The following is a 25,713-nucleotide window of genomic DNA, read 5'->3' as shown; positions in this document are numbered from 1 at the left end:
GATCATTCGTTGTCGTTGGAGGGCACAGGGCGCGACCTGGCGCGTTGCCATGGCGACGATTTCGAGGTGCGCCAAGCGTGCCAGCCTTCTGGCAAGTCCGCCAACGCCTGGATGCTTTCGTCCCGCTGCACAACGTTTTGCAAGCTGACGATCATGATATCGCCTTCGTCAACAGGTCCGGTTTCGCTGTTGTGGAATTGCCAACTGCCGTCGTCATCGTCATGTGAGACGTATGTAATCCAATCGCCGCGGGTAACGACTGCCCTATCCACAAACACCGCGACATTGGGCGGATCCGCAAACTTCCATTCCTCCATGGGAATTCCCCAAGATGGTTGTTCGGCGCAAAAGAGAAAACGAATTCAAGCGGTTCTCACAAACCCGTCGCTGGCCCGCAACAGATTGCGCGTATAGTCCTTGGTCACGCGGCGCTCGACAAGGTCTGCCGCCGCCAGATTCTCCACCGCCTCGCCGCTTTGCATCACCATCAGCCGCTCGCACATATGGGTGATGATGGCGAGGTCGTGGCTGACCATCAGGAAGGTCAGCTTGCGGCGCTTGCGTACCTCTTCCAGCAGGTTGAGCACTTCCGCCTGCACCGAGGCATCGAGCGCCGAGGTCGGCTCGTCGAGCAGCAGGATCGACGGTTCCAGAATGAGCGCACGCGCGATCGCCACGCGCTGGCGCTGGCCGCCGGAGAGCTGGTGCGAATAGCGAAACCGAAAACCGTTGCCGAGGCCGACTTCGTCGAGCGCCCGCTGGATACGCTTTTCGCCGTCGGCAAAGCCATGGATGGCAAGCGGCTCCTGCAGCAGACGGTCGACGGTCTGGCGCGGGTGCAGCGACCCGTACGGATCCTGGAAGACCATCTGCACTTCACGGTAGAAGGCCTTGTCGCGGCGCGCGCCGAGCGTCTTGCCGTTGACGACGATGCCGCCCGATGCAACCGGCGCAAGGCCGGCGATGGCCCGCAGCAGCGTCGATTTGCCGGAGCCGGATTCGCCGACCAGGCCGAAGGATTCGCCCGGCTGCACGTCGAGGCTGACGCCTTTCAGTGCGCGAAAACGGTCGAAGATCACTTCCAGCCTGTCGACGGCAATCGCAGAAGTCATGCCGCCCACTCCGGCTTGCGGTCGAGCACCGGCAGCGGGTGGCGGTCGGCACCGATCTTGGGCATGCAATTGAGCAGGCCGCGCGTGTAGGGATGCTGGGCCTGGCCGAGTTCGGACGCCTTGAGCTGCTCGACCACCTTGCCGGCATACATGACGATGACGCGGTCGCAGAAGGACGAGACCAGGCGCAAATCGTGCGAGATGAAGATCAGCCCCATGCCACGCTCACTGACCAGCCGGTCGAGGATGCCGAGCACATCGAGCTGCACGGTGACGTCGAGCGCCGAGGTCGGCTCGTCGGCGATCATCATTTCCGGACCGGCGATCAGCATCATGGCGATCATGGCGCGCTGGCCCATGCCGCCCGAAACTTCATGCGGATGCAAATTGAAGACGCGAGAGGGATCACGGATCTGCACCGCCTCCAGCATGGCCAATGCACGGTCGCGCGCCTCCGCCTTGCCGACCTTTTCATGGGTGCGCAGCGTCTCGACGATCTGGCGACCGATGCTCATCACCGGGTCGAGCGAATATTTCGGATCCTGCAGGATCATGGCGATGCGCTTGCCGCGCAGCTTCCTGCGTTCGCGTGGCGAGACGGTGAGCAAATCGATGCCGTCGAAGGCGAGCTTGTTGGCCGATATCCGCGCCTGCGGTGGCGTCAGGCCCATGATGGCGCGGCCGGTCTGCGATTTTCCCGAGCCGGATTCGCCGACGATGCCGAGCCGTTCGCGGCCGAGCGAAAAGGAAACGCCGCGCACCGCCTCGATCAGCCCGGTGCGGGTCGGGAAGGTGACGCGCAGGTCGTCTACGTTGAGAAGCGTTTTCGTTTCTCCGCTCATTGGTCGCCGCTCATTGGTCGCCACTCCGCGGATCGAGCGCGTCGCGCAGGCCGTCGCCAAGCAGGTTGAAGCCGAGGCTGACGATGAGGATGGCGAAGCCCGGCGCACCGGCCACCCACCACTGGTCGAGCACGAAGCGGCGGCCGGACGCGATCATCGTGCCCCATTCGGGCAGCGGCGGCTGCGCGCCGAGGCCGAGGAAACCGAGCCCGGCGGCGGTCAGGATGATGCCGGCCATGTCGAGCGTCACCCTGACGATCAGGGACGAAATGCAAAGCGGCATGATATGGCGCAGCACGATGCGGAAGGGCGAGGCGCCCATCAGTTGCACCGCCTTGATGTAGTCGGAATTGCGCACCGTCAGCGTCTCTGCCCGCGCGATGCGGGCGTAGGGCGGCCATGAGGTGATGGCGATGGCCAGCACCGCATTCTCGATGCCGGGGCCAAGTGCTGCGACGAAGGCCAGCGCCAGGATCAGCTTGGGAAAGGCGAGGAAGATGTCGGTGATGCGCATCAGGATGGCATCGGTCCAGCCGCCGGCATAGCCGGCCACCGTGCCGACCAGAAGGCCGATGGGTGCGGCGATGATGGCGACCAGGATGACCACGTAAAGCGTCCAGCGCGAGCCGTAGAGGATGCGCGACAGGATATCGCGGCCGAGATCGTCGGTGCCGAACCAGTGCTCGGCGCTCGGCGCCAGCAGGCGCGCGTTCTTCAGGTCGCCGAACGTTGGCGAATAAGGTGCCAGCACGCCTGCAAGGGCGGCAACGACCAGCAGGGCAATGATGATGAGCAGGCCCAGAAACGCCAACCGGTTGGCGGAAAAGCGCCGCCACGCCACATAGGCGCGGCCGAGCCTTGCCTGCATGCGCGAGGCCGGCCGCTCGCTGAGCAGCCAGTCGCGACGGCTCTGGATGGTGTCGACGCTCATGCGGACTTCGTCCTCGGATCGAGCACCCGATACAGCAGGTCGGAGAGAAGGTTGATGGCGATGAACACCGAGCCGATGACGATGGTGCCACCGAGCACCGCATTCATGTCGGCGTTCTGCAGCGAATTGGTGATGTAAAGGCCGATGCCCGGCCATGAGAAGACGGTCTCGGTCAGCACCGAACCTTCCAGCAGTCCGGCATAGGACAGCGCGATCACCGTCACCATCGGCACCGCTGCGTTGCGCAGCGCGTGGCCCCAGATGATGCGGGTTTCCGACAGGCCCTTGGCGCGCGCCGCGACGATATATTCCTGCGACAATTCGTTGAGCATGAACGAGCGCGTCATGCGGCTGATATAGGCGAGCGAGAAATAGCCGAGCAGCGAGGCCGGCAGGATGATGTGGCGGAAGGCGTCGTAAAAAACGTCCCACTGCCCCTGCATCGCAGAGTCGAGGAGATAGAAGCCGGTGATCGGCGTAAAGGTGTATTCGTAGACGACGTCGAGCCTCGCCGGGAAGGCAACCCATTGCAGCTTGGCGTAAAACAGCACCAGCCCAAGCAGCCCCAGCCAGAAGATCGGCACGGAATAACCGATCAGGCCGATGACGCGCACGATCTGGTCGATGAGGCTGCCGCGCCTGACCGCGGCCAGCACACCGAGCGGCACGCCGAACAACGCGCCGATCAGCGTTCCGAGGGTCGCCAGTTCCGTCGTGGCCGGAAGCGCCCGGCGAATGTCGGTCATGACCGGATTGGTGGTCAGCACGGAGACGCCGAAATTGCCGTTCAGCGCATTCTTCACATAGATGTAGAACTGCTCGATCAACGGCAAATCGAGGCCCATCTCGCGGCGCGTGCGCTCAACCACATTGGCCGGCGCCCGGTCGCCGAGCACCGCCAGCACCGGGTCGATTGGAATGACGCGGCCGATGAAGAAGGTGACCGCGAGCAGACCAAGATAGGTCGTGATCGCAATGACCAGGAAACGGCCAAGCGATGATGCAACAGCGACGGCGCGGGCGCTGCCGCGCCCCGCCGCCACTTCTTTTTCAACCGCGCTCATGCGGCGTGTCCGCGAGCACTATTCCTTGGACACCGGTCCGACGAAGTTGGTGTCGAAGCTCGGGCCGAGCGCAAAGCCCTTGAGGTTCTTGCGCAGGCCGGCCACTTCCAGCTGCTGGTGGATGACGACGAAGGGGCTGGTGTCGAGGATTTTCTTCTCGAGATCCTTGTACATGTCGGCGCGCTTGCCGGCATCCTTCTCGAGCAGTGCCGCTTCCGTCTGCTTGGTCAGGTCCGGAATGTCCCAGGCGTTGCGCCAGGCCAGCGTCTTGGTCTTGGCCCCATCCGAATTGTCCGGGTTCGAGGCAAAGGTCTGGGCGTTGGAGTTCGGGTCGAAATAATCCTGGCCCCATTGGCCGATATAGATGTCGTGGTTGCGGGCGCGGTATTTGGTGAGCGTCTGCTTGCCGTCGCCCGGGATGATCTCGAGCTTGATGCCGGCCTGTCCGAGCGTCTGCTGGATCGATTCCGCCATCCCGGTCGTCGGCTGGCCGGTGCGTACGTCCATGGTTACGCTGAAGCCGTCGGGCAGACCGGCCTTGGCCAGCAATTCCTTGGCCTTGGCGACATCGAGCTTGAACGGATTCTCATCCAATTCGCCGAGCACGCCCTTGGGCAGGAAGGTCTGATGGATTTCGCCGATGCCCTTGAGGATGGTGGAGCTCAAGGCATCATAGTCGACCAGATACTTGAACGCCTGGCGCACCTCCGGCTTGGCGAGGTTCGCGTTCTTCTGGTTGAGGCTGATGTAATAGACCGTGCCCTTGGGCGCGCTGGTGGTGGTGAGGTCGGCGTTCTTGGCGATGGCGTCGAGGTCGTTCGGTTCGAGATTGCGGGCAACGTCGATGTCGCCAGCCTCGAGCGCCAGGCGCTGGCCCGAGCTTTCCTTCATGTTGCGATAAATGACGCGGGCAAGCTTGGCTTTTTCGCCGTAGTAATTGTCGTTGCGCTCGAGAACGACGGCTTCGTTGGCCCGCCATTCGCGCAGCTTGAAGACGCCGGAGCCGGCATAGCCGGTCTTCAGCCAGGCATTGCCGAAGTCATTGTCCCATTTGTAGTCGGCGCTCGGCGTGACCGAAGCGACATGCTCCTTGACCAGCTTGGCGTCGACCACCGAAGCCACCGTTGCCGACAGGCAGTTCAGCACGAAGCTCGGCGCATAGGCCTTGTCGACGGTGAACTGGAAGGTGCCGTCGTCGACAGCCTTGGCCTTTTCGGTGACGTTGTCACCGCTGATGCCAAACTGGCCGATGATGAAGGCCGGGCTCTTGTCGAGCTTGATGACGCGCTCGAACGACCAGGCGACATCGGACGCCGTGATCGGATTGCCGGAAGCGAATTTCAGGCCGGGCTTGAGCTTGAACGTGTAGGTCAGGCCGTCATCGGAGACGGTCCAGCTTTCGGCAAGGTCGCCCTTGACCTTGGAGGTGTCGCTGAGGTCGAGACGGACAAGCAGATCATAGGTGTTGCCGGTGACCTCGGCGGTCGACAGCTCGAACGCCTCGCCCGGATCCATGGAGATGATGTCGTCGATCGCGAAACCTTCGACCAGCGTGTCGGCGGGCGTGACCGCACCGGCGGGCGCGCCGGCCAGAAGCAGCGCCGACATGGCGGCACCCGCGAGCAGGAAGCGAGAGCGTAGAGCAAACTTTTCCATCATCATTGTGATTGTTCCCTGTTTTGTTGTTTGTTGACCTGAGTTCCCGGCTCAGGGTTGCGGAATTTTTTCGGGGCCTGGAGACGGCCCCTCTGCCCACTTACCGTCGTGGTTTTTGTCCAGTTGGTCAACACCATACCCGGCGGCCCCGTGGCGGGCAACGAGCATTTATACGACGGCTCATTGGGCCAGAAAGGCCGGTGGGGTGTCGACGCATAGGCCAGCCAATCGAGGCTGCCGATCGAGAAAAATCTGCTAATTTCGGAGCTATTTCAGCACTGCGACCAGATCGGCGTCAGGAAAGCAGGTGGCGGCGCGGCCGTTCTTGGCTTGCCATATGCCGATCGAGCGGCGGGTCTTGAAGCCGGGCAGGCCATCGGCGCTGCCGACATCATAGCCCTTGGCCTCCAGCGCCCGCTGCAGGGCGGCGATGTCCGAACGGTGCAGCCCGCCGATCGCGCCCCAGCTGCCGGCGAAGTTCTGATCGCCATGGGCGATGCGATCGGCGCCATGGCCGATGAACAGCGCGTACAGGTCGCTGGTGTTGTATTGCTTCAGCACGTAGAAATTGGGCGTGGCGACAAAGGCCGGGCCGCTGCGCCCTGCCGGCATCAGCAGAAAGCCTTCGGCCTTCAGCTCACTCACTGGAAACGGTTTGCCGCCGACGCGCTTGATGCCCATATCAGCCCATTGCGAGATTTTCTTGCCCTGGTCCGGGCCTTCCAGCGAACAGGAAACGCTTTCCGGCACCGTCACCTCGAATCCCCAGCCACGACCCTTTACCCAGCCATAGTGGACGAGATAATTGGCGATCGAGGCCAACACGTCGGGCGTCGAGTTCCAGATGTCGACGCGGCCGTCGCCGTCGAAATCGACGGCATGTTTCAGGAACGAGGTCGGCATGAATTGCGGCTGGCCGAGCGCGCCGGCCCAGGACGATTTCATCGCGCCGACCGGAGCCAGCCCGCGCTCGACGATCTCGAGTGCGGCAAGCAGTTCGGTGCGGAAGAAGTCCTTCCTGGTCGACATGAATGCCTTGGTGCCCAGCACTTCGAAGGCGTCATAAGGCATCTTCGCCGCGCCGAATCCGGTCTCGCGGCCCCAGATCGCCAGCAGCACTTCGCCCGGCACGCCATAGCGCTTTTCGATGGCCGCAAGTGTCCTGGCATTGGCGGCTTCGCGCGCGCGCGCGCCCGCCGTCACCGCGCGAACCGTCTTCTCGGCGAAATAGGCGCCGGGTGAGCCGAATTCGGCCTGGTGCTGCTTCTGGGGCGTGGCCGCCTTCTCGCCCGGCTTGACCAGGTCCGGCAGCTTCAGATTGGGCTTGATGCCGTCGAAGGCGGCATCAAAGGTGGTTTTGGAAATGCCTTTCGCCTTGGCCTGCGGCCAGAGGTCGTTCTGCAGCCAGGCGCGGAACTGGTCGTCGATCTTTGCGGCGGAGGCGGGGGTGGAAAAGACCGAGAGAAGAACTGCAAAAAAGGAAAACAGAGCCAATCTGAGAGGTTTGCGTTCCTTCGCACCCCCCTCTGTCCTGCCGAGGGGGGTGCTTGGCACCAGCCTTGGTGGACACGCAAAAATCATGCTCCGCATCCTCTGCCGCAACTTTGTCAAAACGCCGTCCGCGAACGCAGCGCCGCGGCCAGCGTGCCCTCGTCGAGATAGTCGAGTTCGCCGCCGACCGGCACGCCATGCGCAAGGCGCGTCACCTTGATGTCGAAGCCGGACAACTGGTCGGTGAGGTAATGCGCGGTCGTCTGGCCCTCGACCGTCGCATTGACGGCGAGGATGATCTCCTTGACCTCGCCGCCGGCGACGCGATCAACCAGCGAGCGCATGTTGAGCTGCTCGGGGCCGATGCCGTCGAGCGGCGACAGCGTGCCGCCGAGCACGTGGTAGCGCACATTCATCGCCGCCGCGCGCTCCAGCGCCCACAGGTCGGAGACGTCCTCGACGACGATGATGGTGCCGGCATCACGGCGCGGATCGGTGCAGATCATGCAAGGGTCCGATGTATCGACATTGCCGCAGGTCGAGCAGATGCGCACCTTGTCGGCCGCCTCGGCCATGGCGGCGGCAAGGGGCGACAAAAGCTGCTCTTTCTTCTTGATCAGATGAAGGGCGGCACGCCTGGCCGAACGGGGTCCCAGCCCCGGCACCTTGGCCAGGAGCTGGATCAGACGTTCGATCTCGGGACCGGCGATTCGCTTCGACATCGCTCTGATCTAGAGCAATTCCAGGAAAAGTGCGAAGCGGTTTTCCGTCCGGAATTGCGTCAAAACGAAAAGCTGGAGCGGTTCACCGTTTCCGCGAAACGGTGAACCGCTCCAGGATTTTTCAGAGCGCTTTGGAACATCTGCATCCGCATGACCGCCATATTGGGCCTTGGCGGACCGCGGGGCGCAGATCAGTTGGTCTCGAGCGGCCGGCCCTGGCTGACAATCATCGCGCCAATGGCGTCTGTGTTCTCAGGCGTCGACTGGAACCCCATCGACGCCTCTTGCGGCGCGTCTTGAACCGACGAGATGACCCTTGTGTTCAAGCTTCCGCCAAAACGCGCGGCATCCGGCTCTTCCATCGGCTCCTGCATCGCCACCACCGTCGGCTCTTGCGAGACACGCGCGGATTTCGCGGCCGGCGCGGCGGCGGCGGTCACATAGGTCTGCTGGGCGGGAGCGGATCGAACGGTTGCCGTCCTGGCTGGACGCACCGGCTCGGCGGACGCGACCATCGTCACCGGCGCGGCTGACTTGTCGGGCGCCGCCGAGGCAATAGCGACCTGCGGCTCATCCGGCAGCGGCTGCCAGTTGCGGCCGCGCTTCTCGTAGAAGGCATTGCCGCCGGCAACCATGGTGTAGTGCATGTTCTTGTAGGGGAAGCGGAGGCCGGCTGTGTGGAAGAACATGGTGTTCTTGAGCTTGGACTTGCGCTCGCCCTTCAGCACCGCGTCGGCGGCTTCCTCGACATCGGGCATTGCGCGTGAATTCATCGGCCTTGTCATGACACCAGGCGCGAACTGCCCGGGCTCGCCCACCACTTGGCAGATGGTGCTGCCATGATTGCCGGAGCGCAGCCGGTTCATCACCACCGTGCCGACCGCGATCATGCCGTCGCGGCTCGAGCGGTTGGACTCGAAGAACATCGCCCGTTCCAGGCATTCCTTGTCCTTCGGCGTGTGGCTGTAGGCCCCTGAACTCAGGAAACCTGGCGTGATGGCGTCGGTCAGGCTGGCGACGGACATGCCGTGTGAAGTGGTCTGGCTGCAGGCAGCCAAAAACAGGGGTGAAATGACGGCGCCGAGCAACAGCGGCGTCTTCCATCGCGTGGAAATCAACAGGTAACCCTCTCACTTCGTGCCCGCCCCCAGGCTGCGGCAAGAATGAGACACTTTCGGGCAAAATGATGGCCAAAACGTTATTAACAACGTACTGTTGCCAAATTGGCACAATTTCGTGGCTTTCCAGATAGATCGAGCCGTCATTTCACAAAAGCGATGACCGCTCTCTCTTTGTTTCGCCGCAATTGCCCCAAGGGAAAGCACCACGCGATTTTTCCTGAAGCGATCTACCGCCCGGCCGCTATCGCGGCCGGCTGGCCAGGCTCAAGCTCCTCGACCTTCTCCGAAAACAGGCCGCGCCGGAGGAACAGCGTCCGCGCCTCCCTGGCCGTCGGCGCGATCTTTCCCGGCCAGTCGCTGTCTATGAACTCAGCCTTGGTGAAGTCCGGATTTGTCTCGCTTGCCGCCTCGAGGAATTCGGCGATCTCCAGCACGATCGCGCGCTCGTCCTTCGAAAGCGCGGATGTGCCGGCTTCGATCGATGGGCGATGGAGGAAATCCTCGAACAGATAGAAATAACCCTTGATGCCGACGAGATCGACGCCGTCGTCACAATCGGCCAGGATTTCCAGGATCTCGTAGATCCTGTTGCGGATACGCTGCTCGATCAGTCTTTCGGACGGCTCTTCGGCCATGGCCGCACCGAAGGCTAGAAGGGCAGTTTCATTCCCGGCGGGATCGGCAGGCCCGCGGTCAGCGCCTTGGTCTTTTCCTGCATGATCTGCTCGACCTTGGTCTTGGCGTCGTTGTGAGCGGCCAGCACCAGGTCTTCCAGGATCTCGACATCGTCTTCCTTGAACAGAGACGGATCGATCTTCAACGACTTCATCTCGAATTTTCCGGTCAGCGTCACATTGACCAGGCCGCCGCCGGCCTGGCCGGACGCTTCCAGCGTGGCGATCTCGTCCTGCATGGCCTGGAACTTGGCCTGCATTTCCTTCGCCTTGCCCATCAGGCCGAGAAGATCTTTCATGGTCGGGTCCTTTGCGGATTCGTGGCTGGATCAGGGTTCATCGTCGTCAGCCGGCGGCTCGACCGGCACTTCGGCCTCTGCCGTTTCGGCTTCCGGCGCGTCCGGAATGCGCACGTCGATGATCTTGGCACCGGGAAAGCGCGCCAGGATGGCGGCCACTGTCGGGTCGCTCTTGGCATCGAGAAAAGCCGTCTCGCGTTTGGCCGATTCCATTTCGGCGAGCGTCTGGCCGCCCTCTTCCTTCGACAGCGAGACAAGCCAGCTGCGACCGGTCCAGGCGCGCAATTTCGTCGTCAGGTCGTTGAGCAGCATCTTGGGCGCATCGCTGGTCAGGCCAACGTCGATGCGGCCGGGCTCGATGCGTACAAACCGGATGCAGCTTTTGACCAGCACCTTGAAGGCGATGTCGCGCTGCGCGTCTGCCAGGGCAATGATGTCGGCCAGCGATTTCAGCGGCGCCGATTGCGCCTCCGTGACCGGCTCCGGCGGAGCGACGTAGGGAACGGGCGCAGGCGAGGCTTCGACCAGCCGCATGGTCTGCGCGCCGCCCGGGCCAGACGGCATGCGCGTCTGCGCCACCGCGCTGGCGCCGTTGCCTCCCCCTGCAGGCGCCCCATTTGGGCGCAGCGCGCCATTCTGCGCCGGCGCGGCGCCTTCAAGCGATCTCAACGCCTCGTCCAGCGTCGGCAGGTCGGCGGCATGCGCCAGCCGGATCAGCACCATTTCGGCGGCACTGACCGGCCGGTTGGAGGACTGCACCTCTGGAATGCCCTTGAGCAGCATCTGCCACGTCCGCGACAGCACCCTGACCGACAGCGTCCTGGCGAAATCGGCGCCGCGCTGCCGCTCGTCCTCGGATAGCGAGGCATCCTCGATGGCCGTCGGCACGAAACGCAGCCGGGTGACGAGGTGGTTGAATTCGGCAAGGTCGGTCAGCACGGCGGCCGGATCGGCGCCGGTATCGTATTGCGCACGGAATTCGCCAAGGGCTGCCGCGATATCGCCTTTCATCACATGTTCGAACAGGTCGACGATGCGGGCGCGGTCGGCAAGCCCCAGCATCGCCCGAACGGCATCGGCGCCGACAGAGCCGGCGCCATGGGCGATCGCCTGGTCGAGGATGGAGAGCGAATCACGAGCCGAGCCCTCGGCGGCGCGCGCGATCATCGCCAGCGCATCGTCGTCGACCGAAATGCCTTCCTTGGCCGAGATCGAAGCGAGATGCCCGACCAGCGCGCCGGCGTCGATGCGCCTCAGGTCGAAGCGCTGGCAGCGCGACAGGACGGTGATCGGGACCTTGCGGATCTCGGTGGTGGCAAAGATGAATTTGACGTGCGGCGGCGGCTCTTCCAGCGTCTTCAGAAGGCCGTTGAAGGCCTGCGTCGACAGCATGTGCACTTCGTCGATGATGTAGACCTTGTAGCGGGCCGAGACCGGCGCGTAGCGCACGCGCTCGATGATATCCCTGATGTCGTCGATGCCGGTGTGCGAGGCGGCGTCCATCTCGATGACGTCGACATGGCGGCCTTCCATGATCGCCTGGCAATGTTCGCCGAGGACGGCAAGGTCGACCGACGGCTGGTCGATATCAGCGGTTTTATAGTTCAGGGCGCGCGCGAGGATGCGCGCCGTCGTGGTCTTGCCGACGCCGCGCACGCCGGTCAGCATCCAGGCCTGGGCGATACGGCCGGTGGCAAAGGCGTTGGTGAGGGTGCGCACCATCGGCTCCTGGCCGACCAGCTCGGAGAAGTTCGAAGGACGGTACTTGCGTGCCAGCACGCGATAGGCGGCGGCCTTGCCTATCTCCAGGCTTTTTGGTCCCGAATTTCCGGCTTCGCTCATACGCCCGTAAAGCTCCAAATGGCCGCGCCCGAAGGCGGCCGATTCCTGCGCATAGTCTCGCCCGCGCTGCAATGCGTCGTCAATGTCGCGAGAGGGGCCGATGAGGTGGGAGGCTGGAACAATGACCCGTTCCGGGCTCGTTAGGGCTGCTTCCTTCCGGACCTGACCCGGTTGGCGAGTGGATCGTCCACCACCAACCTCCCGCTTTCCATATCGGCAATTGCGCGACGAAATGCAAGTGCGCCGCAGAAATCGCAAAAATATGGAATTGGCGCACCAAAGCGTGAGGGGCGCAATGATTCGCTTGCAGCCCCCCTGCCGCCGCTCTAGCGTTCCTGCGTTTGAGGAAAACAAGAAAAGCAAGGGAAACGCCGATGCTGCCGGGCCTGAAGGCCGGATTCACGCTGGACGCACGGCTGGAGGCGGACAGCGAGCAGTTGATGTGGCTTGGGCTGTGCGAGCTGCGGGTGATGAACGACCGCCGCTGGCCCTGGTTGCTGCTGGTGCCGCAGCGCCCCGGCGCGGAGGAAATCCACGACATGACGCCGCTCGACCAGGCGATGCTGACCTTCGAGACCAATATGGTGGCGCAGGCGCTGAAGAAAGCGACCGGCTGCACCAAGATCAACACCGGCGCGCTCGGCAACATCGTGCGCCAGTTGCACATCCATGTCATCGCGCGTTCGGAAGGCGATCCCGGCTGGCCAGGTCCTGTGTGGGGACATGGCCTGCGAGAGCCCTATCAGCGTTCCGACTTGCGACGGTTTGCCGAAACGATCAAGGCGGCGCTATAAGCGTTCCCCGTGTCCATCCCTCAACATATTCCAGAGTCCCCATGAGCTTCCGCCTGTTTGACGCGCCTTTGCGCGAGCCGAGCCAGTTCGTCGGCTTCGCCGGCAACACGATCGACCGGCAGTCCGAGAACCGCGCCGACGATTCGGTCGACAAAGCGCTGGCCGATCCGGCGACGCGGCTGCTTCTGATGCATGGCGGCCGGCTCTATCTGAAGCTCGGCGATGGCGGCGCTCTCGATCCCTGGTTCGGTGCGACCGAGAGCGAGCCCTTCAAGGTTTCCCTGGCGCAAGGCATCCTGCTCGGCTTTTCCGAACGAGGACCGGTGCTGGCCGTGCCCGCCGGCGTCGAACCCGAACAGCTTCCGGAAACAGTCAAGGCCATCGACTACCGCTCGGTCTACATGCAAGGGCTGATCGACGAGGCGGCGGCCGGCGCGATGGCGCAAGGGGCGGCTTTGCTCGCCTGGCATGCCAGCCATCGCTTCTGCAGCAAATGCGGCACGGAATCGCAGATGCGGGCCGGCGGCTACAAGCGGCATTGCCCGAATTGCGGCACCGAGCATTTTCCGCGCACCGACCCGGTGGCGATCATGCTGACGGCGACGCGGGAGAAGTGCCTGCTCGGACGCGGTCGGCATTTCGCGCCGGGCATGTATTCGGCCCTCGCCGGCTTCATCGAGCCGGGCGAGACGATCGAGGCGGCGGTGCGCCGCGAGACGCTGGAGGAGGCCGGCATCCGGCTTGGCCGCGTCGTCTACCACGCCAGCCAGCCCTGGCCGTTCCCCTATTCGCTGATGATCGGCTGCTTCGGCGAGCCGCTCAATGACGATATCCAGGCCGACCTCAACGAGCTTGAGGACTGCCGCTGGTTTTTTCGCGACGAGGTGCGCCGGATGCTGGAAAGGACGCACCAGGACAATCTGATCACGCCGCCGAAAGGCGCCATTGCGCATCACCTCATCCGCGCCTGGGTCGATTCAGAATGATGGCAGCGAACACCTAAAGACATTGCAGGAGCAGGACATGATCCGTCACACCGTCGTTTTCACGCTGAAGCATCCGCCGCATTCGCTGGAGGAAAAGCGGTTCCTGGTCGACGCCAAGAGGATCCTCACCGCGATCAGGGGCGTCACGCATTTCGAGCAATTGCGGCAGATCAGCCCCAAGAACGACTATCGTTTCGGCTTCTCGATGGAGTTCGCCGACCAGGCCGCCTACACCAGGTACAACGACCATCCAGACCATGTCGCCTTCGTGCGCGACCGCTGGGTGCCGGAGGTCGAGACCTTCATGGAGATCGACTATGTGCCGCTGGGCGCGGTGATCTAGTCCGCAACCTTCCACTGCTCACGCGACTCGCTGGCCGGATAGACGCCGAGAATGCGCACTTCGCGCGAGAAGAAACGAAGCTCGTCCAGCGCCAGCTTGACCAGCGGGTCGTCGGGGTGGCCCTCGATGTCGGCGTAAAACAGCGTCGCCGTGAAAGCGCCCAGCTGGTAGCTCTCCAGCTTGGTCATGTTGATGCCGTTGGTGGCGAAGCCGCCCATGGCCTTGTAGAGCGCGGCCGGCACGTTGCGGACGCGGAAGATGAAGGTCGTCATCATCTTGACGTCGGGCGAAGGACGCTCGGCCCATTGCTTGTTCTTGGTCAGGACGACAAAGCGGGTGACGTTTGAGTCGGTGTCCTCGACGTTTTGCTCGATGATATCGAGCCCGTAGAGGGTCGCGGCCAGGGCCGGCGACAGCGCCGCCATGCTGCGGTCCTTGACCTCGGAGACCATTTTGGCGGCGCCGGCCGTGTCGCCGGCGACGATCGCCTTCCAACCGTTCTTGCGAACGTATTTGCGGCACTGGCCAAGCGCATGGATGTGGCTGTGCACCGTCTTGATCTCGTCGCGCTTGACGCCTGGCAGCACCATCAGCTGGAAATGGATCGGCAGGAAATATTCGCCGACGATGTGCAGCTTCGATTCCGGCAGGAGATGATGGATATCGGCGACGCGCCCGGCAATGGTGTTCTCGATCGGGATCATGGCGAGGTCGGCCTTGTTGGTCTCGACCGCGTTGAAGGCATCCTCGAAGGTCGGGCAGGGCAACGGCTCCATCGAAGGGAACATGTTGCGGCTGGCGGTGTCGGAATTGGCGCCCGGTTCGCCCTGGAAGGATATTCTGTTGGTCTTTTCAGGCATGCCGATATCTCAGGTTGAAAGGATTGTTCTGGCGCGTTCGAGGTCTTCAGGCGTGTCGACGCCGAGCGGCAGCGACTGGACGATCTCGGCGTCGATGCGCATGCCGGCTTCCAGCGCCCGCAACTGTTCCAGCCGCTCGCGCCGTTCGAGCGGCGACGGCTTGAGCGCGACGAAACGCTCGAGTGCTTCGCGGCGATAGGCGTAGAGGCCGACATGATGGTAGAGCGGCCCCTCGCCCCAAGGCGCTGTGGCACGGGTGAAATAGAGCGCCCTCAGCCTGCTGCCGGAAAGCGGCGAGCCGACGATCTTGACGACATTGGGATTGGTCTTTTCCTCATCGCGGACGATCTCGACGCCGAGCGTGGCGATGTCCACCGCACTGTCCTCGAAAGGCCTGAGCGACGCGGCGATGATCCGGGGATCGATGGTCGGCAGGTCGCCCTGCACATTGACGATGGTTTCGACCTTGCGCCCGGGGTCGAGAGCGACCAGCGCCTCGTGGATGCGGTCGGAGCCGGATTCGTGATCCATACGCGTCATCACGGCCTCGAAACCGTGCGCGCGCACCGCTTGCGCCACGCCTTGCGTGTCGGTCGCCACCACCACCCGGCCAAGGCCGGCTTCGGCGGCGCGGCGGGCGACATGGACGATCATCGGGGCGCCGGCGATGTCGGCCAGCGGCTTGCCCGGCAGGCGGGTCGAAGCCATGCGGGCCGGGATCAGGATCAGCGTGGACATTTCGGGTGCAAGGCGTCTCGAAAGAGGACAGGGAAAGTGGCAAAAGGTCTCACTGGAAGCGCCCTTATAGGTGTTGCAACGCCGCAGCAAAAGACCTAGTTTCCGCCCGATTTGACCGCCCTGGCAGGACGGTCACGATACCGACGGACGGAGTGGACGGTTCTGTCCGCCGGAAAAGGGAGCAAGGGGCGTATGGATTCCAACGAAGTCAACAAACTGCTCGCCGGATTGCTCGGAACCGTTTTCGTCGTCTTCTCGGTCGGCATTGTGTCCGATGCGCTGTTTGCGTCGCCGGCGCCGGAAAAGCCTGGTTTCGCCATCGAGGCCGCCGAGCCCGCCGAAGGCGGTCCGGCCGCGCCCGCCGCCGCGGCCAAGCCGATCGCCGATCTGCTGGCGACCGCCAATGTCGAGCAGGGTGCTGCCGTCTTCAAGAAGTGCCAGGCCTGCCATTCCGGCGAAAAGGGCGGCCCCAACAAGGTCGGCCCGGACCTGTGGGACCTCGTCGACCGTCCGGTCGCCGAGCATGAAGGCTTTGCCTATTCGGCCGGCATGAAGGAATTCTCCAAGGGCGGCACCGAGAAGTGGACCTACGACAACATCAACCACTTCATCACCTCGCCGAAGAAATTCGTGAAGGGCACCGCCATGGGCTTCGCCGGCCTGCCCAAGGACGAGGACCGCGCCAACGTCATCGCCTATCTGCGCACGCTGTCCGACAATCCCAAGCCGCTGCCGGCACCCGGTGCCGCCGCCGATGCAGGCGCCAAGCCTGCCGATGCAGCCGCTCCGGCAAAGCCGGCTGAGGGTGCCGCGCCGGCCGCTCCCGCCGCCCCGGCTCCGGCCGCACCGGCACCGGCGCCTGCCCAATAATTTCGATATCATCTCGACGACCTTGAAAAAGCCGGGTTCAGCCCGGCTTTTTTATTGGGAAAACCGCATAGGCGGCGACAAAGCCGCGCATGACGGTTTTCACGAGCGCCAAATCATCTAGATTGCCCATGAACGGGCATCGCGAAGAGGATAGTGCATGACGGTTGGCCGAACGCTTCTCAAGTCGTTGCTGGCGGCAGCCCTTCTGGCGGCGGGATTGCAGGCTGCCCGCGCCGACGAATGGCGCACCACCTCATCGCTGATCGGCGAGTCCAAATACGGCGCCAATTTCCAGCACTACGATTACGTCAATCCGAACGCGCCCAAGGGCGGCACGCTGAACTCGGTGGAACTCGGCACCTTCGACAGCTTCAATCCTTTCATCGCACGCGGCACCCCTGCCGCAGGATTGAACTATCAGGGTGGGCTCCTCTACCAGTCGCTGATGGCGAAATCCCTTGACGAGGGCAGCGTCAACCATCCCGAGATAGCAGACGCCTACAAGTACCCAGCCGATTTTTCATCCGCAACTTATCGGCTCGACCCGCGTGCCAGATGGCATGATGGCCAACCGATCACCGTGGATGACGTGATTTGGTCATTTAACTTTCTCAAAAAGGAAAGTCCGCAGTTCAACCGCTATTTCGCCAACGTCACCGAGGCGGTCGCCGTTTCAGATCGGGAAGTCGAGTTCCGTTTTGATCAGAAGGGTAATCGCGAGTTACCGCTGATCATGGCGGATGTGGTGGTGCTGCCGAAGCACTGGTGGGAAGGCACCGATGCCAACGGCAAGAAGCGCGACATCACCCAGCCAAGCCTTGAAATCCCGCTCGGCTCTGGACCCTACAAGATCGAGAGCTTCAAACCTGGTTCGGAAGTCGTCTGGCGACGCGTTCCGGACTTCTGGGCCGCCGATCTGGCCATCAATGTCGGGCGCAACAACTACGACACCAGACGCTACACCTACATTCTCGATGACAACGCCGCGTGGCAAGCCTTCACCAAAGGCGGATATGAGGACATCCAGGCTGAAAACAGTGCGCGATTATGGATGACGCGCTACAATTTTCCGGCTCTCAAAGCCGGCGATGTCATCAAGCGGGAGTTCAAGGCGACATCACTCGCCTCGATGCAAGGTTTCATGCTGAACACGCGACGGACAAAGTTCCAGGATCGGCGCGTGCGCGAGGCGCTCGGTTACGCCTTCGACTTCGAAACCTTGAACCGCACCCAATCCTTCGGCCTCAACACCCGCTCCAACAGCTATTTCATGGGCAGCGAACTTGCTTCGAGCGGACTGCCGCGGGGCAAAGAATTGGAGATCCTCAATCAATACAAGGGCAAGCTCCCGCCAGAACTGTTTACCCAGGAGTTCAAGCTTCCGGTCTTCGATAGCCCGAAGGCCGAGCGGTCGTACCTGCGCGAAGCGATCGATCTGTTTGCGGCGGCGGGTTGGAAAATCCAGAATGGCCGTATGACCAATGAGAAAAGCGGGGAGCCTTTTACCGTCGAGATTCTGGGCTTCGACCAGGGCGCCGAACAAACGGTCAATCCATTTGTAAATATGCTGGGAAAGATCGGCATCTCGGCTTCGTTCAGGATAGTCGATACCAGCCAGTACATCGCTCGCGTCAACAATTTCGACTACGACGTCATAACCTCTCGGCTGCCGCAGTCGGACTCGCCGGGCAATGAACAACGCGAGTACTGGAGTTCGAAGGCAGCCGATACACCGGGCTCACGAAATTACGCGGGGATCAAGGACCCAGTGGTCGACGCACTGGTTGAACGCGTTATCTTCGCGACGGATCGCGACGACCTGCTCGCCGCCACTCATGCGCTCGACCGGGTTCTGTTGTGGAATTTCTATTGCGTCCCGCAATTCACCCGATCAGTAACCTGGCTGGCCTACTGGAACAAATTCGGCATCCCGGAAAAACAGCCGACTTACTTGGGTCCCGACATCGATTCCTGGTGGATCGACCCGGACAAGGAGAAGGCGCTGGCGGCCAAATACAAGGGCGGCAATTGATGGCGGCCCTGCCCCGCCGCGACTTTCTCGCCCTGGGCAGTGCCGCGGCAGCCGCTGCCCTGTTGCCCGGCCGGGCCTTCGCCGACATTGCGACTGGCATCAAGCTGCATGGCCTGTCGGCCTTCGGCGACCTCAAATACAAGCCCGATTTCGCGCATTTCGACTACGTCAATCCGGACGCGCCCAAGGGCGGCCAGATGAATTTCGCGCCGCCGAACGCAACCCTCAATCAGAGCTTCCTGACCTTCAACACGTTGAATTTCCTGGTGTTGAAGGGGGAGGCGCCGCCGCGCGCCGAACTCTGTTTCGATTCGCTGATGACAAGCGCGCTCGATGAGCCGGATGCAGTCTATGGCCTGCTTGCCGAAACCGTTACCCTGTCGCCAGACCGCAACGGTTTCCGCTTCGTGCTGCGACCGCAAGCGCGTTTCCACGACGGCTCGCCGCTGACCGCGCAAGACGTTGTCTTTGCGCTGAAGCTCTATAAGGACAAGGGCCATCCGAACCTTTCCCAGGCGTTGCGGTACATGACCGACGTGGTTGCGGTCGATCCCACCACCGTCGATCTCACCCTCAACGGCAAGCAGTCGGCGCAAAACGTCCTTGCGATCGTGGGGATGCCGATCGTCTCCAAGGCATTTTATACGGCCAATGATTTCGATGCTTCGACCATGACGCCGCCGCTTGGCTCGGGTCCCTACAAGATTGGACGCGTGGCGGCCGGACAGACGGTCGAATATGACCGCGTCGCCGACTATTGGGGCCGCGATCTCCCGGTGAACCGCGGCCTCTACAATTTCGACCGCATCCGCATCGACTTCTATCTTGACCGGCAGGCGGCATTCGAGGCCTTCAAGAAAGGCGACACGCATTTTCGCGAGGAATTCACCTCACGGGTATGGGCGACCGGATACGACTTTCCGGCGCTGAAGGACGGCAAGGTCCTCAAACGGGAATTTCCCGGCGAGAAGACGCCAGACATGCAGAGCGTCGCGCTGAACCAGCGTCGTCCGCAATTCCGCGATGAGCGGGTGCGGCGGGCGATCGCCAGATGCTTCGATTTCGAATGGATGAAGCGGGCCTTGTTTTACGGCTCCTACGAGCGCTCTCAATCGAACTTCGAACGATCGGATTACAAGGCCGAAGGCCTGCCCTCGCCTGACGAATTGGCCCTGCTGGAGCCATTCCGGGCCGAGTTGCCGCCAGAGGTTTTCGGTGAAGCGGTAACACAGCCCCTGTCCGACGGTTCGGGCCATGACCGCAAGCTGCTGGGCGAGGCTTCGAGATTGCTTGCGCAAGCCGGCTGGAAGCGCGACGGCAGTTTCGTCGTCAATGACAAGGGTGAGCGGCTGCGGGTCGAAATGCTGGCGGAGGACGATGGCATCGTTCGTATCTACACCCCGTGGTCGGAGAATATGAAGGCGATCGGGATCGACGCATCGATCCGGCAAATCGATTCGGCGCAGTATGAGCAGCGGCACAGCAATTACGACTTCGATCTTGCCTTGCTGCATTGGTCGATCGGGGCGACGCCGACTGACGACAGCCTGCAGATGCTCTATGATTCCCGCATGGCGAAAATCCCGGGGCAGCGCAACTATCCCGGCACCGAAAGCAAGGCCATCGACGCCCTGATCGCGGCAGCAGCCAAGGCGAAAGACCGTATAGAACTCGTCACGGCGCTCAGAGCGCTCGACCGGGTCTTGCGCGCGCGGCTGGACTGGATTCCAACATACTATCTGGCGAATCACCGCGTCGCCTATTGGGACATGTTCGGCTTTGTCGAACAGAAGCCTGATTTCGGCTTTCCGGTCGAGACGCTGTGGTGGTTCGATAAGGGCAAGGCGGCAAGAATTGGCAAAGGCTGAGATGTTCGCTCAACGAGGGCAGAAGGCCTGATGGGCGCCTATATCCTGCGCCGCATCCTTTTGATGATCCCGACGCTGTTCGGCATCATGGCGATATCCTTCGCCGTCATCCAGTTCGCCCCCGGCGGTCCGGTCGAACAGGTCATCGCCCGGCTGACCAATCAGGGCGGCAGCGACCGCCTCGGCGGTGGTGGCGGCGACGCGGGTGCCGGCGGCAATTTCGATGCCGCCGGTGACGTCAGCTCGAAATATCGCGGTGCGCAGGGGCTCGATCCGGAATTCATCAAGAAGCTGGAAAAGCAGTTCGGCTTCGACAAGCCGCCGCTCGAGCGCTTCGGCATGATGCTGTGGAACTATGCCCGCTTCGATTTCGGCGACAGCTATTTCCGCGACATTTCGGTGCTCGACCTGATCCTGGAAAAAATGCCGGTGTCGATCTCGATCGGGCTGTGGATCACGCTGTTGTCCTACCTGATCTCGATCCCGCTCGGCATCCGCAAGGCGGTCAAGGACGGCACTCCCTTCGACGTCTGGACCAGCGGCGTCGTCATTGTCGGCTATGCCATTCCGGGCTTCCTGTTCGGCATCATGCTGATGGTGCTGTTTGCCGGCGGGTCTTTCTGGGACTGGTTTCCGTTGCGCGGCCTCACCTCGGACAATTGGGATCAATTGTCGTGGTGGGGAAAGATCGTCGACTATTTCTGGCACATGACATTGCCGCTGACCGCGCTGGTGCTGTCGGCCTTCGCCACCACGACGCTGCTGACCAAGAACTCGTTCCTCGAAGAAATCCGCAAACAGTATGTGGTGACGGCGCGGGCCAAGGGTCTGTCGGAACGGCAGGTGCTCTACGGCCACGTCTTCCGCAACGCCATGCTGATCGTCATCGCCGGTTTTCCCGGCGCCTTCATCTCGGCCTTCTTCACCGGCTCGCTGCTGATCGAGAACATCTTCTCCCTCGATGGCCTCGGTCTGCTCGGCTTCCGGTCGGTGGTCGAGCGCGACTATCCGGTGGTGTTCGCCAATCTCTACATCTTCTCGCTGCTGGGGCTGTTCGTCGGGCTCTTGTCCGACCTGCTCTACACCTGGGTCGATCCGCGCATCGATTTCGAGCGGAGAGACGTCTGATGTCGGAGGCTACAGTCCCCGTCAACGCGGCACCCGCGCGGATCAAGCGGCCGTTTCTGTCGCCGCTCAACAAGCGCCGCCTGCAGAACTTCAAAGCCAACCGCCGCGGCTACTGGTCGCTGTGGATCTTCCTCGTCCTGTTCGTGCTGTCGCTGTTTTCCGAGTTCATCGCCAACGACAAGCCGATCATCGCTTCCTACAAGGGCGAAATCCTGTTTCCGGTGCTGGTCGCCTACCCCGAGGAAAAATTCGGCGGCTTCTATGCCGTCACCGATTATCGCGATCCGGTCATCCAGGACGAGATCAACGCCAATGGCTGGATGATCTGGCCGCCGGTGCGCTACTCCTATCAGACGGTCAACAACGCTATTCCCGAAGCAGCACCGGCCAGGCCGTCGTGGCAGTATGACGCCAAGACACGCTGCAACCAGTATCCGCAGGGTGCTGCCGACCCCGCCTGCATCGTCGGCAACTGGAATTGGTTGGGCACCGACGACCAGGCGCGCGACGTGCTGGCGCGCGTCATCTACGGCTTCCGCATTTCGGTGCTGTTCGGCCTGATCCTGACCGCCGGCTCGGCCTTGATCGGCGTCGCGGCCGGCGCCGTGCAAGGTTATTTCGGCGGCTGGACGGATCTCTTGTTCCAGCGTTTCATCGAGATCTGGTCCGCCATCCCGGTGCTCTATCTCCTGCTCATCGTCGCCGCCATCCTGCCGCCGGGCTTCTTCATCCTGCTCGGCCTGATGCTGCTGTTCTCCTGGGTGGCGCTGGTCGGCGTGGTGCGGGCCGAGTTCCTGCGCGCCCGCAATTTCGAATATGTCAACGCGGCCCGGGCGCTCGGCGTGCCCAACCGCACCATCATGTTCCGGCACCTGCTGCCTAATGCCATGGTGGCGACATTGACCTTCATGCCCTTCCTGCTCTCGGGCTCGATCTCGACGCTGACCTCGCTCGACTATCTCGGCTTTGGCCTGCCGCCCGGCTCCGCCTCGCTCGGCGAATTGCTCAAGCAGGCGCAGCGCAACCTCAATGCGCCGTGGCTCGGCATTTCCGGCTTCGTCGTCATCTCGCTGATGCTGTCCCTGCTGGTCTTCGTCGGCGAGGCGACGCGCGACGCCTTCGATCCGCGCAAGACGTTCAGATGAGCGAAGCCCCCTTGCTCAGCGTACAGGACCTCAGCGTCGCCTTCAGCCAGGGCGGCGGCCAGTCGACGGCTGTCGACCACATCTCGTTCGACATCGCCAAGGGCGAGACGGTGGCGCTGGTCGGCGAATCCGGCTCCGGCAAATCGGTCTCGGCGCTTTCGGTGCTGAAGCTTTTGCCCTATCCAAGCGCCAGCCACCCCTCGGGAAAGATCGTGTTCCAGGGCAACGACCTGCTGGCGATGAGCGAGAAGCAGTTGCGGCAGGTGCGCGGCAACAAGATCACCATGATCTTCCAGGAGCCGATGACCTCGCTCAATCCGCTGCACACGATCGAGCATCAAATCGTCGAGATCCTGAAGCTGCACCAAGGCATGGCCGACCGCCCCGCCAAGGAGCGCACCCTGGCCCTGCTCAACGAGGTTGGCATCCGCGATCCGCACAAGCGCCTCGATGCCTATCCACACCAGTTGTCCGGGGGCCAGCGCCAGCGCGTGATGATCGCCATGGCGCTGGCCAACGAGCCCGAACTGCTGATCGCCGACGAGCCGACGACGGCGCTCGACGTCACCGTTCAGGCGCAGATCCTCGAACTGCTGGCCGGCTTGAAGAGCCGCAAGGGCATGTCGATGCTGTTCATCACCCATGATCTCGGCATCGTGCGCAAGATTGCCGACCGCGTCTGCGTGATGACCAAGGGCAAGATCGTCGAGACCGGCCCGACCAAGGAGATCTTCGCCAATCCGCAGCATGCCTACACAAGGCATCTGCTGGCGGCCGAGCCGAAGGGCAAGCCGCCGGCCGCCAATGCCGACGCCAAGCCCGTCATGACCGGCAAGGACATAAAGGTCTGGTTCCCGATCAAGCAGGGCTTCTTCCGCCGCACCGTCGACAATGTGAAGGCAGTGGACGGCATCGATGTCACCGTGCGCGCCGGCCAGACGCTCGGCGTGGTCGGCGAATCCGGCTCCGGCAAGACGACGCTCGGCTTGGCGCTGGCGCGCATGATCTCGTCGACCGGCATGATCCAGTTCAACGGTCGCGACATCAACCAGCTGTCCTTCAATGCAATGCGGCCGCTCAGGCGCGAATTGCAGATCGTCTTCCAGGATCCGTTCGGCTCGCTCAGCCCGCGCATGTCGATCGCCGAGATCATCGAGGAAGGCCTCAAGATCCACGAGCCGAAGCTGTCGCCCGACGAGCGCGACGACAAGGTGGCCGCCGTGCTGAAGGAGGTTGGGCTCGATCCGGCGACCCGCAACCGCTACCCGCACGAGTTTTCCGGCGGCCAGCGCCAGCGCGTTGCCATCGCACGCGCCATGGTGCTCAACCCGCGCTTCGTCATGCTGGACGAGCCGACATCGGCACTCGACATGAGCGTGCAGGCGCAGGTCGTCGACCTGCTGCGCAGCCTGCAGGCCAAGCACGATCTCGCCTATCTCTTCATCAGCCATGATTTGAAAGTCATCCGGGCGCTCGCCAACGACGTCATCGTCATGCGCAATGGCAGGATCGTCGAAGCCGGCCCTTCCCAGCAGATTTTTGAAAATCCGCAAACCGACTATACTCGGGCGCTGATCTCGGCCGCCTTCAAGATCGAGACGGCACCGGTCGGCATCGTCAGCGAGTGATTTGCGTAAAGAGGGACTAAAGGACCGCAATGGAAAAAGGCCGCATCCTGCTTGCCGTCACCGGCTTTCATCCGCAGCGCTGGCGCGACCTGCTGTCGGCCGAACGCGAGGTGGTGCTGGAGCCGGACGGCGCCAGCGACCCCTCGATCACCTATGCCGTTGTATGGAAGCAGAAGCCGAACATCCTGGCGTCGCTGCCCAATCTGCGCGCCATCTTCTCGATCGGCGCCGGCGTCGACCATATCTTCGCCGATCCCGGCCTGCCCGACGTGCCGATCGTCAAAATCGTTGCCGACAACCTCACCCAGTACATGACGGAATATGTCGTCTGGCGGGTGCTCGACCATCACCGCCAGGGCCTGCTCTACCGGTCGCAGCAGTCGAAGAAGATCTGGCATGAGCCGCAGCAGAGGCCTGCCGGTGACATTTCGGTCGGCATCATGGGCCTCGGCAGTCTCGGCCGCGCCGCGGCCTCGGTGCTGCTCTCGCTCGGCTTTGCCGTCAATGGCTGGTCGCGCACCGACAAGGCCATGCAAGGCGTCGCGACCTATTCCGGCGAAGCTGGATTGATCCCCTTCCTCAAGGCAACCGACATCCTGGTGGTGCTTCTGCCGCTGACGCCGGAGACCAAGGGCATCATCAACTACGGCGTGCTGAAGGAGCTGCGGAAACGCAACGGCCTCGGCGGCTCGGTGCTGATCAATGCCGGGCGTGGCCGCCTGCAGAAGGATGCCGACATTTTGCGGGCGCTGGATGACGGCACGTTGAAGGAGGCAAGCCTCGACGTGTTCGAGGTCGAACCGCTGCCGAAGACCAGTCCGCTGTGGGGGCATCCGAAAGTGTTCGTGACGCCACACGCGGCGGCGACCTCCGATCCGGTGCATCTGGCGCCGATCATGCTGCGCCAGATGGACGCCTTCGAACGCGGCGAAAAGCTCGACAATCTGGTGGACCGCGATGCAGGGTATTAGCCAGGACAAGGCCTCATCGGGCCAGGTCCCACTCCCGGAAGCACTTCTTGATTGCCCGCAGTGACGATAACTGCACCTTTGGCAGATCAATCTGCTCGAACATAGCCAGGTAGCGTTTGCGATTTTTCGGCGTGGCGACAGTGATATGGCGGATCATATCCCATTTGACGCTGTCGCGCCCGCCCTCCAAGGCACCGCGCCTCTCCCGCTCCAACAACGTCCGGCGAAAATAGCGCAACAAACTTGCGGGTGTGGAAATGTCCAACAGGATCAATCCCGTCGCCCGCCGAAAACGTTGCGGCATACCTACCGAATAATTCCCATCCATCACCCAACGCTCTCCGGCGATTGCGGCGTCGTGCAAGGCAATGAATTCGTCCCTTGGGCGCGCTTCCCAATCCGTGTTCGGGAGATGGAAGAGCTGATCGAGGTGAACAGTCGCCAGATCACGCTTGCGGGCAATCGCGTCGGCGAGGGTCGACTTGCCACTGTTGGACGGCCCCAAGATACATATGCGGTCCCCGAGCTCCGAGAGATGCATCCGATCGTGCCCTGCAAGGTGGTTTGTTGCCTGCGATTCTCGACCCGTAGCCGCC

25 protein-coding genes and 1 other RNA gene are annotated in these 25,713 nt (G+C 62.6%); 10 read left to right on the top strand and 16 right to left on the bottom strand.

Features of this window, described 5'->3' with window-relative positions; all coding sequences use genetic code 11:
• Positions 1-2: 2 nt before the first annotated feature.
• The 13 genes from EOC83_RS04245 to ffs all read right to left on the bottom strand — a co-directional run bounded on the left by EOC83_RS04245 (position 3) and on the right by ffs (position 11,956).
• Positions 3-317: a hypothetical protein gene (locus EOC83_RS04245; RefSeq protein WP_063169981.1), complete on the bottom strand. Its 315-nt coding sequence runs from the start codon at positions 315-317 to the stop codon at positions 3-5.
• 45 nt (positions 318-362) lie between these two features.
• A complete protein-coding gene (locus EOC83_RS04240; RefSeq protein ID WP_013527922.1) occupies positions 363-1,112 on the bottom strand; it encodes an ABC transporter ATP-binding protein in 750 nt (249 codons plus the stop codon).
• Entirely contained in the window at positions 1,109-1,954 is an 846-nt protein-coding gene (locus tag EOC83_RS04235) for an ABC transporter ATP-binding protein (protein ID WP_063169980.1), read from the bottom strand. The genes EOC83_RS04240 and EOC83_RS04235 overlap by 4 nt, the downstream gene beginning before the upstream one ends.
• A 10-nt stretch (positions 1,955-1,964) precedes the next feature.
• On the bottom strand, positions 1,965-2,885 hold the full coding sequence (gene nikC / locus EOC83_RS04230) for a nickel transporter permease (RefSeq protein WP_013527924.1): 921 nt from the start codon (positions 2,883-2,885) through the stop codon (positions 1,965-1,967).
• Positions 2,882-3,949 carry an ABC transporter permease gene (locus tag EOC83_RS04225; protein ID WP_013527925.1) on the bottom strand — a complete coding sequence of 356 codons (1,068 nt, stop codon included), beginning with the start codon at positions 3,947-3,949 and terminating at the stop codon, positions 2,882-2,884. The genes nikC and EOC83_RS04225 overlap by 4 nt, the downstream gene beginning before the upstream one ends.
• A gap of 18 nt (positions 3,950-3,967) precedes the next feature.
• Positions 3,968-5,611, bottom strand: coding sequence for an ABC transporter substrate-binding protein (locus EOC83_RS04220; protein WP_027161780.1), 1,644 nt, complete (start codon positions 5,609-5,611; stop codon positions 3,968-3,970).
• Between the two features lie 261 nt (positions 5,612-5,872).
• The gene (locus EOC83_RS04215) at positions 5,873-7,186 is read right to left on the bottom strand and encodes a lytic murein transglycosylase (protein ID WP_063169979.1); all 1,314 of its coding nucleotides are present in this window, start codon (positions 7,184-7,186) and stop codon (positions 5,873-5,875) included.
• A gap of 26 nt (positions 7,187-7,212) precedes the next feature.
• Positions 7,213-7,818, bottom strand: coding sequence for a recombination mediator RecR (gene recR / locus EOC83_RS04210; protein ID WP_013527928.1), 606 nt, complete (start codon positions 7,816-7,818; stop codon positions 7,213-7,215).
• A gap of 191 nt (positions 7,819-8,009) precedes the next feature.
• Positions 8,010-8,936 (bottom strand): cell wall hydrolase, encoded by a 927-nt coding sequence (locus tag EOC83_RS04205; RefSeq protein ID WP_013527929.1) that lies wholly within the window; start codon positions 8,934-8,936, stop codon positions 8,010-8,012.
• Positions 8,937-9,166: 230 nt separating this feature from the next.
• Positions 9,167-9,574 carry a hypothetical protein gene (locus EOC83_RS04200; RefSeq protein ID WP_013527930.1) on the bottom strand — a complete coding sequence of 136 codons (408 nt, stop codon included), beginning with the start codon at positions 9,572-9,574 and terminating at the stop codon, positions 9,167-9,169.
• 14 nt (positions 9,575-9,588) lie between these two features.
• Positions 9,589-9,912, bottom strand: a complete 324-nt coding sequence (locus EOC83_RS04195) for a YbaB/EbfC family nucleoid-associated protein (protein ID WP_013527931.1) — start codon at positions 9,910-9,912, stop codon at positions 9,589-9,591.
• A 30-nt stretch (positions 9,913-9,942) separates the two neighbouring features.
• Entirely contained in the window at positions 9,943-11,754 is a 1,812-nt protein-coding gene (locus tag EOC83_RS04190) for a DNA polymerase III subunit gamma/tau (RefSeq protein ID WP_063169978.1), read from the bottom strand.
• Positions 11,755-11,859: 105 nt separating this feature from the next.
• Positions 11,860-11,956, bottom strand: an RNA gene (gene ffs, locus EOC83_RS04185) — signal recognition particle sRNA small type.
• Between the two features lie 172 nt (positions 11,957-12,128).
• On the opposite strand from ffs, the gene EOC83_RS04180 reads away from it, so the two are divergent.
• Genes EOC83_RS04180 through EOC83_RS04170 form a run of 3 tightly spaced genes read left to right on the top strand, consistent with a single transcriptional unit; the run spans position 12,129 to position 13,877 of the window.
• Positions 12,129-12,548 (top strand): HIT family protein, encoded by a 420-nt coding sequence (locus EOC83_RS04180; protein ID WP_013527933.1) that lies wholly within the window; start codon positions 12,129-12,131, stop codon positions 12,546-12,548.
• A gap of 41 nt (positions 12,549-12,589) precedes the next feature.
• On the top strand, positions 12,590-13,534 hold the full coding sequence (nudC, locus tag EOC83_RS04175; protein WP_013527934.1) for an NAD(+) diphosphatase: 945 nt from the start codon (positions 12,590-12,592) through the stop codon (positions 13,532-13,534).
• A 37-nt stretch (positions 13,535-13,571) separates the two neighbouring features.
• On the top strand, positions 13,572-13,877 hold the full coding sequence (locus EOC83_RS04170) for a Dabb family protein (protein ID WP_027161785.1): 306 nt from the start codon (positions 13,572-13,574) through the stop codon (positions 13,875-13,877).
• Here the strand turns inward: EOC83_RS04170 and EOC83_RS04165 are convergent.
• A complete protein-coding gene (locus EOC83_RS04165) occupies positions 13,874-14,737 on the bottom strand; it encodes a prephenate dehydratase (RefSeq protein WP_013527936.1) in 864 nt (287 codons plus the stop codon). The genes EOC83_RS04170 and EOC83_RS04165 overlap by 4 nt on opposite strands.
• A 9-nt stretch (positions 14,738-14,746) precedes the next feature.
• Positions 14,747-15,475, bottom strand: a complete 729-nt coding sequence (locus EOC83_RS04160) for a 3-deoxy-manno-octulosonate cytidylyltransferase (RefSeq protein WP_063169977.1) — start codon at positions 15,473-15,475, stop codon at positions 14,747-14,749.
• Positions 15,476-15,667: 192 nt separating this feature from the next.
• On the opposite strand from EOC83_RS04160, the gene EOC83_RS04155 reads away from it, so the two are divergent.
• From EOC83_RS04155 to EOC83_RS04125, 7 genes are all read left to right on the top strand, one after another.
• On the top strand, positions 15,668-16,345 hold the full coding sequence (locus tag EOC83_RS04155; RefSeq protein WP_013527938.1) for a cytochrome c family protein: 678 nt from the start codon (positions 15,668-15,670) through the stop codon (positions 16,343-16,345).
• A gap of 157 nt (positions 16,346-16,502) precedes the next feature.
• Positions 16,503-18,377 (top strand): extracellular solute-binding protein, encoded by a 1,875-nt coding sequence (locus EOC83_RS04150; protein ID WP_063169976.1) that lies wholly within the window; start codon positions 16,503-16,505, stop codon positions 18,375-18,377.
• Complete coding sequence (locus EOC83_RS04145; protein ID WP_063169975.1) at positions 18,377-20,245, top strand: extracellular solute-binding protein; 1,869 nt, start codon at positions 18,377-18,379, stop codon at positions 20,243-20,245. The genes EOC83_RS04150 and EOC83_RS04145 overlap by 1 nt, the downstream gene beginning before the upstream one ends.
• A gap of 30 nt (positions 20,246-20,275) precedes the next feature.
• Positions 20,276-21,373 (top strand): microcin C ABC transporter permease YejB, encoded by a 1,098-nt coding sequence (locus EOC83_RS04140; RefSeq protein ID WP_013527941.1) that lies wholly within the window; start codon positions 20,276-20,278, stop codon positions 21,371-21,373.
• Positions 21,373-22,518, top strand: a complete 1,146-nt coding sequence (locus tag EOC83_RS04135; RefSeq protein WP_063169974.1) for an ABC transporter permease — start codon at positions 21,373-21,375, stop codon at positions 22,516-22,518. The genes EOC83_RS04140 and EOC83_RS04135 overlap by 1 nt, the downstream gene beginning before the upstream one ends.
• Positions 22,515-24,146: an ABC transporter ATP-binding protein gene (locus EOC83_RS04130; RefSeq protein ID WP_063169973.1), complete on the top strand. Its 1,632-nt coding sequence runs from the start codon at positions 22,515-22,517 to the stop codon at positions 24,144-24,146. Before EOC83_RS04135 ends, EOC83_RS04130 begins: the two co-directional genes overlap by 4 nt.
• Before the next feature lie 29 nt (positions 24,147-24,175).
• Positions 24,176-25,117, top strand: a complete 942-nt coding sequence (locus EOC83_RS04125; RefSeq protein WP_063169972.1) for a glyoxylate/hydroxypyruvate reductase A — start codon at positions 24,176-24,178, stop codon at positions 25,115-25,117.
• 13 nt (positions 25,118-25,130) lie between these two features.
• Here the strand turns inward: EOC83_RS04125 and EOC83_RS04120 are convergent, their stop codons facing one another.
• A complete protein-coding gene (locus EOC83_RS04120; protein ID WP_063169971.1) occupies positions 25,131-25,658 on the bottom strand; it encodes an AAA family ATPase in 528 nt (175 codons plus the stop codon).
• Between the last annotated feature and the right edge of the window lie 55 nt (positions 25,659-25,713).

Source organism: Mesorhizobium sp. Primo-A (assembly GCF_003997175.1).
In the GTDB taxonomy this organism is placed as follows: domain Bacteria; phylum Pseudomonadota; class Alphaproteobacteria; order Rhizobiales; family Rhizobiaceae; genus Mesorhizobium; species Mesorhizobium ciceri.
Note: the sequence above shows the minus strand (reverse complement) of the source record. Positions and strands in the feature narration are given on the sequence as shown.